We start from the raw sequence: 13,376 nt of genomic DNA, 5'->3' as shown, positions 1-13,376 counted from the left end.
ATGCCGGATGGCTGCCCGGTCGTGGCGCCGATCCCGGGCGTTTCATCCACGCATGGCGTGGATCTACGCGTCTTCTTCTTCGGCCGCCTCGCGGCCCTGCTGGCGGATCAGCGCTTCTTCGCGCGCATCGTTGATGGCGTGGCGCACGCTGTCCAGGTCGATGGTCGATTCGTCGTGCACGAAGGTGCCGGTCAGCGCGCTGTCGGGCAACAGCTCACCCGCTTCGAACAGCGCCCACATCTCCTCGCCGTACCAACTGTCCAGCAGCTCCGGGGCGAAACGGCCGAGGTAGGCGGTGAGGTTGTTGACGTCGCGCAGCAGCATGCTGCGTGCGGCATTGTTGCCGCCGGCACTGACCACCTGCGGGAAGTCGATCACCACCGGGCCATCCGGGCCCACCAGCACGTTGTACGGCGAGAGGTCGCCGTGGATCAGGCCGCAGCAGAGCATGCGTACCACCTGGCGGACCAGGGTCTGGTGGAACTCCCGGGCCTGGTCAGGCTCTAGTTCCACTTCGCCCAGCCGCGCAGCGGAGAAGCCGTCGGCGTCGGTGACCAGTTCCATCACCAGCACGCCATGGTAGTAACCGTACGGCTCGGGCACGCGCACGCCGGCGTCGCGCAGCTGGTACAGCGCGTCCACCTCGGTGTTCTTCCAGGCGGTTTCCTGCTGCTTGCGCCCATACTTGCTGGCCTTGCCCACGGCACGCGCCTCGCGGCTGCCGCGCACCTTGCGGCCCTCCTGGTACTGCACGCGCTGCTGGAAGCTGCGCTGGGCCATGTCCTTGTAGACCTTGGCGCAGCGCACGTCGTCGCCGCTGCGCACCACGTACACGGCCGCTTCCTTGCCGCTCTTGAGCGGGCGCATTACTTCATCGATCACGCCGTCGTCGATCAGCGCCTGCAGTCCTTGGGGGGTCTTCACGGAATCTCGGGAATGCGGCCGGCGCCGATGCGCCCGCCTGGAAGGGGAAGGGATTTTCGCATCTTCGGGGCGGGCCGGCCATCGGCGGCCCGTTCAAGCGGTTCAGGCGTGGCCCCGGGGCGGCTTACGGCAGCCCCTGATCCCCGCGCAGAACCGGGTAGGGGTTGAGCGATTCGCCCTTCCACCACTGCTTTTCCGGCCCCAGCCGGTGGATCTCGAAGTGCAGGTGCGGGGCCTCGGGGCTGGCATTGCCGGTGCTGCCCACGTAGCCGATGACCTGGCCGCGGGTGACCGCCTGCTTCTCGGCCAGCCCGTCCGCGTAGCGCTGGAGGTGGGCGTAGTAGTAGCAGTAGCGGCCGCCCGGCTCGAACTGGTAGACGGTCAGGCCGCCGCGATCGCTGTCGAACAGCTTCTCGATGGTGCCATCGGCCACCGCCAGTACCGGGGTGCCGGCGGGCGCGAGGATGTCGATCGCATCGTGCACCCGACCCTCGCTGCGGGCGTCGGTGAAGGTGTCCTGCAGCTGCGCGGCGCCGATGCCCTGCACCGGGAGCAGCAGCGCGCCCGCGCCACCAGGGCTGCCGGCCGGGGCCGCCAACGGTGCAGCGGGCGCGGGTGCCGTCGGTGCCGGCGTCGTGCCGGCCATCGCTGCCGGCAACGCACGCGCCGGCGCGGTGAGCGCGGCGGGCTCGGCGCGTGCGGCGGCGGGCAGGGCGCTGGCAGCGGGCGCCGCCAGTCCCGGCGAGGGCGCGCGCGGGCCCAGCCACCACCAGCCGACCACGCCGATCACCAGTCCCAATGCAAGCAGCTTTGGCAGGCTCATCGGCTCACTCCTGCATGACCACCGGTACCGAGGCGTCCACCGCGTCGGCCACCAGCAGTGCATCCCAATTGGTCATGCGCACGCAGCCGTGCGATTCGGTCTTGCCCACGTGGCCCGGCTCGGGTGTGCCGTGCAGCCCATAGTGCGGCTTGGAAATATCGATCCAGACCCGCCCGACCGGATTGTTCGGGCCGGGCGGCAGCAGCGCCTTGCTTTCCTTCTTGCTCGCGTCCCAGAACAGCTTGGGGTTGTAGTGGAAGGTGGGGTCGCGCGAGATGCCGAGGATCTTCCATTGCCCGATCGGCAACGGGTCGTGCTTGCTGCCCGAGGACACCGGGAACTGCGCATACACCTTGCCCTGCGCGTCATACAGGCGCAGCGTCGAATCGGACTTGTCGATGACTAGCTTGGCCGCCTTCGGCAACGTGGCCGCGGCGATGTTGGGCACCTGGATCTCGCTGCCGGCCTTGCCCAGGTCCACGCCGGGATTGAGGGCGCGCAGCAGGTCCGGCGAGGCGTGGAAACGCTCGCCCAGTGCTTCCTCCACCGAGGCGAAGCCCAGCGCCTTCAGCTTGGCCTGGTCGGCCGGTTTCTTCGGCACCGGCTGGAACGGGCCAGCCACGTCCTCGGCGGTGAGGGTGTAGCGCGCCAGCGCCGGGGTGGCCTCCGGCTGCAGCGCCTGCCAGGTGGCATCGTCCAGTTCACCGGTCACCTTGAGCCCGCGCGCGGCCTGGAAGCCGGCCACCGCGCGCTTCTGGTTGGAGCCGGGCAGCGCGTCGATCTGGCCCGGCGAGAAATGCGCCCGGTCCAGCAACACCTGCGCGTGGAAGTCAGAGCGCGGCCCGGTGGAGGGCGCGCTGGATTCGGCGATCGGGGCCGGCAAGGTGGCCGGCTGCTGGGCAAGCGCGGGCACCGCGCTGGCCAGGGCAAGGACGAGAAGCGAAAGGGTGGCACGCGGGCGCAAGGGCATCGAAGGCTCCACTACAGGGTCGCCTGCACCTTGCCGCAGCGGCCTGCACGCGGGCCGTGAAATCGCTGACGCGCAGCTGAGTGTCCTGTCGTGCACAGGTTGTGAAGCGCATCACATCGCGGATCGGCGCCGCTCCACAAATGCGGTAGGGTGGGCCGACACCGCATCCGGACAGGGGATCGCATGGCGGCAGGCTTGGCGGCGTTGTACATGCTGTGCCACGGAGTGGCCCTGGTGCTGTTGCCTGGCCACGCGCAGGCGGTCTCGTTCTCGTTCCTGGTCGGCGCACCGCTGCTGGCGGCGCTGGCCTGCGCGCGGCGGGCGTGGCGCAGCGACATGCGGGTGGGCTGGCTGTCGCTGGCGCTGGGCATGCTGCTATGGGCTGGCGGCATGGCGCTGAACATGTACCAGGAGATCGGCCTGGGCAACGCCGATGCCACGCCCGGGGCGAGCATGCTGCTGTACGTGTTGTACGGGGTGCCGCTCACCTTCGCGATGGCCCATCCGCGCCACGAGCCGTGGTACCTGATCGTCATCGATGGTGCGCTGGCCCTGCTGCTGGGCTACCTGTTCTTCGTGCACACCTTTTCCTTCGCCACCCTGAGCGACGCGCCGGCGCCGGGCGTGGACAACCTGCGCCTGATGTTCGACATCGAGAACCTGTTCATCGCGGTGTTCGCGCTGGTGCGCTACCTGGCCAGCGGGGATGCCGCGCGGCGCGTATTTTTCCGCACGCTGGCGATCTACGCGTGGCTTTACATGCTGATGGCCCTGTACATCAACCACGTGGCCACCGAGGCCAGCTACGGTGGGCTCACCGACGTGCTGATCGATGCACCGTTCCTGCTGCTGGCGGGGATGGCGCTGCGTGGCGATCCGGAACGCGCCGACACCTCGCCGCGCCGGCTCACCCTGGCGGTGCGCGCGGGCAGTCCGTTGATCCTGCCGGCCGCGTTGCTGGTGGTCTCGGCGCTGATGGTGGACACGCACGCAGGGTTGGCGGTGGTCGGGTTCGCGATGGCCACGCTGGGCTCCGGCCTGCGCGGGGTGGTCATGCAGGTGCGCGCGATGGAGCGCCAGGACCAGCTTGACGTGCTGGCGCGGGTGGATGACCTGACCGGGGTGGCCAACCGCCGCCAGTTCGACCAGGTGCTGCAGGCCGAGTGGAGCCGGGCGCGGCGCAGCGGGCAGGGCATGGGGTTGTTGATGGTGGACATCGACCACTTCAAACAGTTCAACGACCGCTTCGGCCACCCGCTGGGGGATGCCTGCCTGCGTGCGGTCGCCACCGCGCTGGCCGGTTGCGCCACCCGCGGCACCGACGTGGTGGCCCGCTATGGCGGCGAGGAATTTGCCGTCGTCGTGCCGTCCACCTCGCGCGAGGGCGTGCTGGCGCTGGCCGAGACGATGCGCCGCGCGGTGGAGCGCCTGCGCCTGGCCGCCCCCGATGCGGTCGGCCAGATCGGCGTGACCGTCAGCATCGGCGTGGCATGGGTCGGCCAGGTCGGCCTCGCCGATCCCGGGTCGCTGCTGGCCGCAACGGACGTGGCGCTGTACGAGGCCAAGCACGCCGGCCGCAATCGCGTGGTTGAAGGCCACCCGCCCGATGCCATGGCCCATGCTGCCCGCCCCACCTGAGCGGTTGCGCGGTGTCGTCGTTCTGGTGGGGCAGCCCGGGGTCCACGGCGGCTGCCCTGCGAGGCCTGGCCAGCACCGGGGTGGGGGCCAATGCGGCGCGAGGCTGCCTGCGCAGCAGCTGGCGATCCAGTCAGGTGCGTACCCACGCCGATGGATCAAGCAGGCGCAGTCCCACCGGCGACAGTGTGGTCAGGCGCAGGCCGAGGCGTGCATCGCGGGCACTGCGCGCGCAGCGTGCCAGTTGGCTGCGCAGGGCGGTGACCTCGGCCGTGTCGCGGTCCACGCGCGGCTGCGGCCGCCGCCATTGCGACAACCGGTGCACGCAGGCAAGCAGGTCCAGTTCGGTGGCACCGATGAATGGCGAACCCGGTTGCAACAGGTCGATCGGTGCCTGGCCGGTCGGCAGCAGGGGCACCAGCTCGGTGAAGGCACGGGTGCCATCGGCGTCCAGTCCCAGGCCATCGAGCAGCGCGACGGCCTCGACGCGGGTGGCCGGGTCGCCGACACGGCGCAGCGCGCACAGCAGGCGTTGCTCGACCAGGTTGCAGCGGCGGCCGATGGAGTGATAACTCACCCGCGTGGGCGAGGTGGGGGAGCGATAGGGCATGGCGGGCCTGCAGAAGGATCAGGGGGCGGCGTCACGAACTTCCACCAGCACCGGGCAGGGCGCGTGGTCGATGGTCCAGCGGCCGACGGAACGCTCGAACAGCCGTTCCATGCCGGAAAGATGCCGGTGGCCGATGACAATGAGATCGCAATGGTGTGCGCGTGCGTAGTCGCACAGCACCTGCGCCGGCTCGCCCGCCGGGTGGCTGGCCACGCCGTCCACGCCCTGTTCGCGCAGCTGCGCCAGGGCACTGTCCAACAGGCGCCGGGCCTGGTGGCGCTGGTCCTCGGCGGCGGGGTATTCACGGCGATCGTTGCGTGGGGCGTCATCGTCCAGCGCATAGGCCGGGTCGAGCACGCAGACCAGGTGCAGGCGGGTGCGCGGGGTCGCCATCGAGGCGGCCAGGGCCAGCACCTGGGCGTGCTGGGGGCCGCCATCGAGGGCGACCAGGAGGGTCTGGAACATGGGCATCTCGCCAGGGGGGAGGCCGATGGTGGCGCAAAGCCAGCACCGCACCCATGCCGTGCGCCGCAGGCATGGGTTGCGTGAAACGCACGGGTGGCGAATTTGGCATGCCGTAAAGTGGATGCCTTCCCGCCCTGACCTGCCGCCGCCATGCCTGACCTGAACCTGCTGCTCGCCCTGGACGTGTTGATCGAGGAGTGCAGCGTGGTTGGCGCGGCGCGGCGGATGAACCTGAGCGCGCCGGCGATGAGCCGCACCCTGGGCCGCATCCGCGAGGCGGTCGGTGACCCGGTGCTGGTGCGCTCCGGGCGCGGGCTGGCGCCCACTCCGCGCGCGTTGCAACTGCGCGAACAGGTGCGCGAGGTGATCGAGCAGGCCCACCTCGTGTTCAACGCCGGCCGCGCGGTCGACATGCTCACCCTCGAGCGCACCTTCAGCATCCGCGCCAACGATGTGTTCATCGGCACCTACGGCGGGCGCATGCGTGAGCTGTTCCAGACCCAGGCGCCGTGTGCGGTGTTGCGCTTCGTGCCCGAGGGCGACGGTGACGACGACGCGATGCAGCAGGGGCGCATCGATCTGCACATCAGCACCGCCGGCCGGCATGGCGCCGACACCAAGGTGCAGAACCTGTTCAGTACCTCGTTCCTGGGCGCCGCGCGCGACGGCCACCCGATCTTCGCCGAGGAGATCAGCGCCGAGCGCTTCGCTGCGTTCCACCACATCGCGGTGTCCCGCCGCGGGGTGTCGCACGGCCCCATCGATGAGGAGCTGGCCGCGCTCGGCCTGGGCCGGCGGGTGGCGCAGATCATGCCGACCTTCCACTCGGCGATCTTCGCCGCCGCCGATTCGGATTTGATCCTGCCGCAGATGCCCAGCGTGATGCTGGGCCGGCTGGAGCGGCTGGGCGTGCCGCTGCGCCTGTTCGCGTTGCCCATCCCGGTGCGCAGCGTGGTTGTCGTACAGGCATGGCATCCGCGGTTGGACAGCGATCTGGCGCATCGTTGGCTGCGGCGCAGCATCAAGGCGATGTGCGACGGGGAGTCCAGCCTCGCGGGCATCTGAGCGCGATCGACCGCGCTCCCGGGGGCGACTTCAGGCGTGCGCCTGACGCATTCCAGGATTGGTCGACACAGCATTTTTCGCAGCATCGGCGCTGCCTAGACTGCCGCTCCCTGTCCCGGAGTGGATGCGATGTCCCTGTTGTTTACCGTGCACCGCCCCACGGCCGGTGATGCCCGATGAGTACGCCGGCCGCCGCGTCGATCGCCGCGACCCTGCCGCCGCCCGCGCCCGCCGCGCCTGTGCAGGCGCTGTTCGGCGTGCGCCTGGGCGTTGGCCTGTGCGGCGTGCTGCTGGCGGTATTGATCTCCGGCATCAACGAAAACGTCACCAAGGTGGCGCTGGCCGATATCCGCGGCGCGATGGGCTTCAGCGTCGATGACGGCAGCTGGATCGTGGCGCTGTACACGGCGATGTCGGTCAGTGCGATGGCCTTCGCGCCCTGGTGCGCGGTGACTTTCTCGCTGCGCCGTTTCGCGGTGTGCATGATCGCCGCCTTCATGCTGCTGGGCGTGCTGTGCCCGCTGGCGCCGGACCTGCCGTCGTTCCTGATCCTGCGTGCGCTGCAGGGCCTGGCCGGGGGCGCGCTGCCGCCACTGCTGATGAGCGTGGCGCTGCGCTTCCTGCCACCGGGCATCAAGCTGTACGGGCTGGCCGGTTATGCGCTGACCGCTACGTTCGGCCCGAGCCTGGGCACGCCGATGGCCGCCCTGTGGGTGGAGTACGTGGGCTGGCAGTGGGCGTTCTGGCAGATCGTGCCGTGGTGCTTGGCGGCGATCGCCATGGTGGCGTGGGGACTGCCGCAGGATCCGCTGCGGCTGGAGCGCCTGGCCCAGTTCAACGGGCTGGGCCTGGCGCTGGGCCTGCCGGCACTGGTGATGCTGGTGCTCGGCCTGGTCCAGGGGCCGCGGCTGGACTGGTTCGCCTCGCCGCTGATCTGCACGTTGCTGGGCGGCGGCAGCGGGTTGCTGGTGCTGTTCCTGTACAACGAATGGTCGCACCCGTTGCCGTTCTTCAAGCTGCAACTGTTGGCCAACCGCAACCTGAGCTACGCGCTCATCACCCTGGGCGGCGTGCTGTTCGTGCTGCTCGCGGTGATCCTGATTCCCTCCAGCTTCCTGGCCAAGGTGCACGGCTACCGGCCGCTGCAGATCGCACCGCTGTTGCTGTGGGTGGCCATCCCGCAACTGCTGGCGCTGCCACTGGTGGCCACCCTGCTCAACCAGCGCCGGGTCGATGCGCGCTGGGTGCAGGCCATCGGCCTGGCGATGCTGGGGCTGGCCTGCTGGATGGGGGCGCAGCTCACCACCGAGTGGAACCGCGACAACTTCATCGTGATGCAACTGGTGCAGATCTTCGCCCAGCCCATGGCTGTGCTGCCCTTGCTGATGCTCGCCACCGGCGGTCTGGCACCGGCCGACGGTCCGTTCGCCTCGGCCTGGTTCAACACGGTCAAGGGCTTTGCCGCCGTGCTGGCCGGTGGCGTGCTGGAGGCAGCCACCACCGTGCGCAGCCACTTCCATTCCACCGTCCTGGTGGACCGCCTGGGCAACGCGCCGGGACTGGACATCGGCGCTGCGCCGTCGCTCGGCACGCGCCTGCATGCGCAGGTGGTCGCCCTGACCTCGGCCGATCTTTACCTGCTGGTCGCCATGGTCGCGATCGCGCTGATCGCGCTGATCCCGTGGCTGCCCACCCGCATCTTCCCGCCACGTGCCGTGGCCTGAGTTCCAGGAAATCCCCCATGTCCGAGTCCAGAAAACACGTTCCCCTGATCATCGCCCTGGGCGTGGTCGTGCTTGCCACCGGCGGCTGGCTGCTGCTGCGTGACGGCCGCCACCAGCGCACCAACAATGCCTACGTCAGCGCCGACTTCACCGTGGTGGCGCCCAAGGTGGCCGGCTTCGTCAGCGAGGTGCGGGTGGCCGACAACCAGACGGTCAAGGCCGGCGATGTGCTGGCGCGCATCGACGACCGCGATTACCAGGTCGCCTTGACCGCCGCGCGCGCGGACCTGGCCAATGCACGCGCGCAGCTGGCCAATGCGCAGGCCGCGTTGGCCCAGCAGGGCTCGCTGATCGACCAGGCGCGTGCCACGCTGGCGGTCAGCGAATCCGAACTGACCCTGGCCCAGGCCGACCAGCAGCGTTACGGCGCGCTGGCCCGCGATGGCGCCGGCACCGTGCAGAACGCGCAGCAGGCGCAGTCGCACCAGGCGGTGGCCAGCGCGCACCTGCAGCAGGGACGCGCGGCACTGCTTACCGCACGCCAGCGCACCGGCATCCTCGACGCCGGCGTGCAGGCGGCGCAGGCGGCGGTACAGCGCGCCGAAGCCGCCCAGGCGCGGGCCGAGCTGGACCTGTCGCACACGGAACTGCGCGCGCCGATCGACGGCGTGGTCGGCCGCCGCGCGATCCGGGTCGGCGCCTACCTCACCCCGGGCACCGCCGTGCTCGCGGTGGTGCCGTTGCAGCAGGCGTTCGTGGTGGCCAACTTCCAGGAAACCCAGATGACCCGCATGCACGCCGGCCAGGCGGTGGCCCTGCAGGTGGATGTGTTTCCCGGGCAGCCGTTGCGCGGCCACATCGACAGCATCGCCCCGGCCACCGGGGTGACCTTCGCCGCGGTCGCGCCGGAAAACGCCACCGGCAATTTCACCAAGGTGGTGCAGCGCATTCCGGTCAAGATCGTGCTGGACAAGGACCAGCCGCTGCTCGGCCAGCTGCGTGCAGGCATGTCGGTGGAGGCCAGCGTGGACCTGGACAGTGGCCGCCGCGGCCTGCCGGGAGAAGGGGCGTGACCGGCGCGGTGCAGTGGCGGGCGCTGTCGCTCGGCGCGCTGTGCGTGGCGCTGTCGGCCTGCACGCTCGGGCCGGATTTCGTCCGGCCAGCCGCCGCGTTGCCCACCCGGTGGGACGGCGTCGCGGTGGAGCACGATGCGTTTGCCAGCGACGCGCAATGGTGGGCAGGCTTCGAGGATCCAACATTGGCTGCCTTGGCTGTGCAGGCCCGGCTGGCCAACCTGGACATCCAGTTGGCCGCCAACCGCGTGCAGCAGAGCCGCGCCGCGCGTGGCGTCAGCGCCGCCGACCGGCTGCCCGCGCTCGGCGCGACGGCCAGCGGAGTGCGGGCCCGCAACAGCGAAGTGGGGCTGAGTGATCCGTCCGGCCATGGTGGGCGCGAAGACTACGGCCTGTTCCAGGCCGGAATCGGGTTGAGCTGGGAACTGGACCTGTGGGGCCGCGTGCGCCGCCAGCTGGAAGCGGCCGATGCGCGCGTGCGGATTGCCGACGAGGACGCGCATGCGGTGCAGACCGTGGTGCTCGCCGAGACCGCGCGAAGCTACCTGCAGTTGCGTGCCACCCGCCAGTTGCTGGCGATCACCGAAGACAACCTGCGCATTGCGCGCGACATCGCGCGGCTGACCGGGGCGCGCCAGCGCCAGGGCGTGGCCAGTACGCTGCAGGTGGCCAGCGCGGCGGCGCAGGTGGCCGCGCTGGAGGCGCGCGTGGCGCCGTTGCAGCACCGCGACGCGCAGCTGCGCAATGCCCTGGCGATGCTGCTGGCCCAGCCGCCGCACGCGCTCGACGCCCAGCTCGCCGACGCCCGCCGCGATTGGCCGGCACTGCCGGCGATGGCCACCGGCCTGCCCAGCGAACTGGCCGAACGGCGCCCGGACATCCGCCGCGCCGAGGCGGCGCTGCATGCCGCCACCGCCGCGATCGGCGTGGCCAAGGCCAGCTTCCTGCCGCGCATCAGCCTCACTGGCGATGCCGGGTTCCAGTCGCAGCAGCTGGATGCCCTGGACGGCTGGAACGCGCACCGTTTCAGCATCGGGCCGGCGATCAGCCTGCCGCTCTTCCAGGGCGGTCGCCTGAAGGCCACCCTCGCCGTGAGCCGGCTGCAGCAGCAACAGGCGGCGATGCAGTTCCAGCGCACGGTGCTGCAGGCCTGGCACGAAGTGGACGATGCGATCGATGGCTACGCAGCCGAGCAGCAGCGCGGAGCGGCGCTGCAGGAGGCCGTGGCGGAGAGCGAGCGCGCACTGGGCGCGGCGCGACGCCAGTACCAGGCTGGCGTGGTGGACATGCTCGACGTGCTCAGCACCCAGCGCATTGCGCTGGACAACCAGGCTGCGCTGGCCAACAGCCAGGCCGCGGCGGCGATCGCGCGGGTGGACCTGTATCGCGCGCTGGGCGGGGGCTGGCAGCCGGTGGCCGACGGGGCGGGTGCGTCGCGCGCATCGTCCGCGTCAGGGGCGCCGGGCCTGCACGCTTCTGCCAGGTGAGGGCGTGGCCACCGGCGTGTCCGGGCGTCGGCCGAGCAGGCGATAAGGGACGGCCGCGATCATCAGCAGTGCCACCCCCGTCCCCATCATGGACAACACCGGGTGTTCGACCGGCCCGCTCCAGCACTTCTCCATCAGCAGCAAGCCCATGCCGATGCATGGGCCGCCCAGCATGAGCAGGATGCAGCCACGCGCGATCGGGCTGCGGATCTCGTAGTCGACGGCGGCGGCCCGGGGGGCGGGCGGTTGCGGCGCGCGGGACGGGGTGCGGGGCCGCGGCCGGGTCGAGGGACCGTCCACCGGCCCGTCGCCGGGCGCAGGCTTTTCCGGCGCCAGCAGTTCGTCGAGGTTGGTGCGTTCGAGCAGGGACGTGAGCGTCGGATCCACGGGAAGGCCCATGTGCAGAGGCCGCCTGTGTGGCGGCCCCGTTGGCTGGCGGTGACAGCGGTGGCAGGTGCGGTCGGCACGTTACCACCGTGACGTCCTTCAGCGCACGTCGCGCAGTTCCCAGTGGTGGCCGGCCAGCATGCGCAGGCGCTGCTTGAACACGTCGCTGTCGATGCGGGTGGTGGCGACCAGGTTGATCCGCAGGTCATCCTGCGAACCGGTCACGGTGGCGTCGGGGTCGGTTGCGCCCCACTGCGCTTCCACCGCGTCCGGGTCGGGCTGCTTGGCGCGCCACTTCTCGAACAGCGCGGTGCTGCGCAGCGCGTCCTGCAGTTCTTCGGCGAAGCCGGCCGCGCTCTGCGAATGGAAGGAAAGGTCGGAATCGTTGCCGCGGGCCTTGGACGGGTCCGGCAGGCTGATGTGGTACTGCGCTGACATGGTTACCTCCGTTGAATGCTGCAAGGCTGGCAGAGGCGCAGTGCAATCGGCGTGCACATCGCGCTCAGCCGCTGAACGTATGCGGGCCATCGGCGAAGCCGACGGTGACCGCGCCCTTGCCGACGTTGACCATGCCGGTCAGGCTCATCACCGCCTCGAACACCTGCACCCCGTGTGTCTCGCAGGTCTGGCGCAGGTTGGCGTAGCCGGGCAGGGCCTGCAGGTCGGCCAGTTCGCCGCCGTAGCTCAGGCACACGGTGGGCGTCATCAGCCCGGCCGTGACCCGCTGCCCGACGAAATCGAACAGCTTCTGCACCGCGTTGTCGAAGCCCTTGATCTTGGCCACCGGTCCGGTTTCGCCGCGGTAGCCATGCAGCACCGGCTTGATGTCCAGCGCGCTGCCCAGCGCGGCGCTGAGCAGGCCCACGCTGCGGTCGCCCTTGTGCCGGGCGCGGGCGCGCATGTAGTACAGGTCGCGGGTGACCATGTAGCCGTGCACGTTCTGCGCCAAGGCTTCCAGCCGCTCACGGATCTGCTGCACGCTGGCCCCGCTCTCGCGCAGGCGCACCGCTTCCACCGCGGTCACGCCCTGGGCGGCGAACAGGTTCTGGGTATCGAGCACGCGCAACGCGAACGGCGAGTTGAACCCGGCCGCCTGGCGCACCGGCTTGTAGTCGTTGAGGATCGCGAAGCTGGCCTGCATGGCGTTGTCATGGATCGGGCTGCGGGTGCGGGTGATCGTCATGCAGAACACATGGTCGTAATCGATCACCAGCTTGCCCAGGAACAGATCCCGGATCTGGGTGACGCTGAACGGGATGGTCTCCGCCTCGGCGCCGTGTTCGGCAACGTGGGCGTGCAGGAAACTCAGCGTGGCCTGCTCGTCGCGGTGGTCGGCAAGCACGGCTTCGCCAATGCGCACTGTGATCGGCAGCAGCACGATGTTGTGCTGTTCAATGAAGTCCTGCGGCAAATCGCAGGCAGAGTCGACGACAATTCCGATGCGCATCCTGGGCCCCCTCCGGGCAGGTTGTAGGTTCGGAAATGTGAAAGCTATCCCAAAAACGGCCGGCCTGCCTGAGCCGCCAGTCAGCTTGAGGGGCGGCTGCGCTCGACGGCGACCGGCAGGGCGTCGATCCGGCTCCATTCGCCGCGCTGCAACATGCCGGGGTCGGCCAGCACTGCCTGGATCAGGCCGTGCGCTTCGTTGCCCCAGAACAGTTCGCCGTCGATGGAGAGGGTGGGCACCCCGAATACGCCGGCGCTGATCGCCGCCTCGGTGTTCTGCCGCAGCTGCTCCTTCACCGAGGGCGCCGAGACCGCCGCAGCCACGTCGGCCACGTCCAGCATGGCGCCGGGCAGGGCCAGCGCGGCGGCGCTGTCGGCGGCATGGCCATCGCGCCAGATCCAGTTGAACAGGATGTCCACTGCCCGGTGGCTGGCCTCGGCGGCCAGGCACAGCCGCAAGGCCGCGAGCGGGTTGAACGGGTGGCCCGGCGGGAAGCGCAGCGGCACCGCCTGCTGCTGCGCCTGCCACAGCACCTGGCGGTAAGTGAAGCGGCGCTTGGCCGGGATCTCGGCCGGGCCGAGGTTGCCCAGGTGGTGCAGCACCGCCCCGAGCGCGATCGGCACCGGGATGATCTGCTCGAACTGCGGCAGCGCCTTGAGCTGCTGCCAGTGCAGGTAGGCGAACGGGGAGACGAAATCGAAGTACCAGCGCAGCGCCATGGCGCGTCCTTTCAGGCAGGGGCGGCGAGGGGAGCTCCCCCGCCGCG

14 protein-coding genes are annotated in these 13,376 nt (G+C 70.3%); 5 read left to right on the top strand and 9 right to left on the bottom strand.

All coding sequences use genetic code 11. From position 1 onward, the window contains the following. Positions 1-63: 63 nt before the first annotated feature. From AC1DGC_RS05190 to AC1DGC_RS05180, 3 genes are all read right to left on the bottom strand, one after another. Positions 64-924 carry a PA4780 family RIO1-like protein kinase gene (locus AC1DGC_RS05190; RefSeq protein ID WP_259207686.1) on the bottom strand — a complete coding sequence of 287 codons (861 nt, stop codon included), beginning with the start codon at positions 922-924 and terminating at the stop codon, positions 64-66. A 124-nt stretch (positions 925-1,048) separates the two neighbouring features. Further along, positions 1,049-1,747, bottom strand: a complete 699-nt coding sequence (locus AC1DGC_RS05185; protein ID WP_478047348.1) for a M23 family metallopeptidase — start codon at positions 1,745-1,747, stop codon at positions 1,049-1,051. 4 nt (positions 1,748-1,751) lie between these two features. Next, positions 1,752-2,717, bottom strand: a complete 966-nt coding sequence (locus AC1DGC_RS05180) for a L,D-transpeptidase family protein (RefSeq protein WP_394164136.1) — start codon at positions 2,715-2,717, stop codon at positions 1,752-1,754. Positions 2,718-2,900: 183 nt separating this feature from the next. Between AC1DGC_RS05180 and AC1DGC_RS05175 the strand changes: the two genes are divergently transcribed. Continuing rightward, positions 2,901-4,355 (top strand): GGDEF domain-containing protein, encoded by a 1,455-nt coding sequence (locus AC1DGC_RS05175; protein ID WP_478047347.1) that lies wholly within the window; start codon positions 2,901-2,903, stop codon positions 4,353-4,355. Between the two features lie 130 nt (positions 4,356-4,485). On the opposite strand, the gene AC1DGC_RS05170 is transcribed toward AC1DGC_RS05175, so the two are convergent. Then, positions 4,486-4,962, bottom strand: coding sequence for a hypothetical protein (locus AC1DGC_RS05170; RefSeq protein ID WP_394164134.1), 477 nt, complete (start codon positions 4,960-4,962; stop codon positions 4,486-4,488). An 18-nt stretch (positions 4,963-4,980) separates the two neighbouring features. Continuing rightward, complete coding sequence (locus AC1DGC_RS05165; RefSeq protein WP_478047346.1) at positions 4,981-5,427, bottom strand: universal stress protein; 447 nt, start codon at positions 5,425-5,427, stop codon at positions 4,981-4,983. A gap of 150 nt (positions 5,428-5,577) precedes the next feature. Here AC1DGC_RS05165 and AC1DGC_RS05160 point away from each other — a divergent pair, with 150 nt between their 5' ends. From AC1DGC_RS05160 to AC1DGC_RS05145, 4 genes are all read left to right on the top strand, one after another. Continuing rightward, positions 5,578-6,492, top strand: a complete 915-nt coding sequence (locus tag AC1DGC_RS05160; RefSeq protein ID WP_449335811.1) for a LysR family transcriptional regulator — start codon at positions 5,578-5,580, stop codon at positions 6,490-6,492. Positions 6,493-6,668: 176 nt separating this feature from the next. Continuing rightward, complete coding sequence (locus AC1DGC_RS05155; protein WP_478047345.1) at positions 6,669-8,216, top strand: MFS transporter; 1,548 nt, start codon at positions 6,669-6,671, stop codon at positions 8,214-8,216. Between the two features lie 17 nt (positions 8,217-8,233). Continuing rightward, on the top strand, positions 8,234-9,289 hold the full coding sequence (locus AC1DGC_RS05150) for an HlyD family secretion protein (protein ID WP_394164130.1): 1,056 nt from the start codon (positions 8,234-8,236) through the stop codon (positions 9,287-9,289). Further along, a complete protein-coding gene (locus AC1DGC_RS05145; protein ID WP_478047344.1) occupies positions 9,286-10,776 on the top strand; it encodes an efflux transporter outer membrane subunit in 1,491 nt (496 codons plus the stop codon). The genes AC1DGC_RS05150 and AC1DGC_RS05145 overlap by 4 nt, the downstream gene beginning before the upstream one ends. Here the strand turns inward: AC1DGC_RS05145 and AC1DGC_RS05140 are convergent. From AC1DGC_RS05140 to AC1DGC_RS05125, 4 genes are all read right to left on the bottom strand, one after another. Beyond that, on the bottom strand, positions 10,741-11,175 hold the full coding sequence (locus AC1DGC_RS05140) for a hypothetical protein (RefSeq protein ID WP_394164128.1): 435 nt from the start codon (positions 11,173-11,175) through the stop codon (positions 10,741-10,743). The two genes, AC1DGC_RS05145 and AC1DGC_RS05140, sit on opposite strands and share 36 nt — an antisense overlap. 87 nt (positions 11,176-11,262) lie before the next feature. Beyond that, positions 11,263-11,601, bottom strand: coding sequence for a hypothetical protein (locus tag AC1DGC_RS05135; protein WP_259207665.1), 339 nt, complete (start codon positions 11,599-11,601; stop codon positions 11,263-11,265). Positions 11,602-11,665: 64 nt separating this feature from the next. After that, on the bottom strand, positions 11,666-12,610 hold the full coding sequence (locus AC1DGC_RS05130) for a DegV family protein (RefSeq protein WP_259207664.1): 945 nt from the start codon (positions 12,608-12,610) through the stop codon (positions 11,666-11,668). Positions 12,611-12,690: 80 nt separating this feature from the next. After that, entirely contained in the window at positions 12,691-13,329 is a 639-nt protein-coding gene (locus AC1DGC_RS05125) for a 2-hydroxychromene-2-carboxylate isomerase (RefSeq protein ID WP_259207662.1), read from the bottom strand. Positions 13,330-13,376: the final 47 nt, after the last annotated feature.

It is taken from the genome of Stenotrophomonas sp. 05N37 (assembly GCF_056397365.1).
The sequence above is the reverse complement of the archived record's forward strand: the minus strand, read 5'-3'. Positions and strand labels throughout refer to the sequence as shown.

Coding starts and splice junctions, on each gene's coding strand:
- AC1DGC_RS05175 (WP_478047347.1), top strand. CDS start 2,901: ATGGCGGCAGGCTTGGCGGCGTTGTACATGCTGTGCCACGGAGTGGCC.
- AC1DGC_RS05180 (WP_394164136.1), bottom strand. CDS start 2,717: ATGCCCTTGCGCCCGCGTGCCACCCTTTCGCTTCTCGTCCTTGCCCTG.
- AC1DGC_RS05125 (WP_259207662.1), bottom strand. CDS start 13,329: ATGGCGCTGCGCTGGTACTTCGATTTCGTCTCCCCGTTCGCCTACCTG.
- AC1DGC_RS05130 (WP_259207664.1), bottom strand. CDS start 12,610: ATGCGCATCGGAATTGTCGTCGACTCTGCCTGCGATTTGCCGCAGGAC.
- AC1DGC_RS05170 (WP_394164134.1), bottom strand. CDS start 4,962: ATGCCCTATCGCTCCCCCACCTCGCCCACGCGGGTGAGTTATCACTCC.
- AC1DGC_RS05185 (WP_478047348.1), bottom strand. CDS start 1,747: ATGAGCCTGCCAAAGCTGCTTGCATTGGGACTGGTGATCGGCGTGGTC.
- AC1DGC_RS05155 (WP_478047345.1), top strand. CDS start 6,669: ATGAGTACGCCGGCCGCCGCGTCGATCGCCGCGACCCTGCCGCCGCCC.
- AC1DGC_RS05150 (WP_394164130.1), top strand. CDS start 8,234: ATGTCCGAGTCCAGAAAACACGTTCCCCTGATCATCGCCCTGGGCGTG.
- AC1DGC_RS05160 (WP_449335811.1), top strand. CDS start 5,578: ATGCCTGACCTGAACCTGCTGCTCGCCCTGGACGTGTTGATCGAGGAG.
- AC1DGC_RS05165 (WP_478047346.1), bottom strand. CDS start 5,427: ATGTTCCAGACCCTCCTGGTCGCCCTCGATGGCGGCCCCCAGCACGCC.
- AC1DGC_RS05135 (WP_259207665.1), bottom strand. CDS start 11,601: ATGTCAGCGCAGTACCACATCAGCCTGCCGGACCCGTCCAAGGCCCGC.
- AC1DGC_RS05140 (WP_394164128.1), bottom strand. CDS start 11,175: ATGGGCCTTCCCGTGGATCCGACGCTCACGTCCCTGCTCGAACGCACC.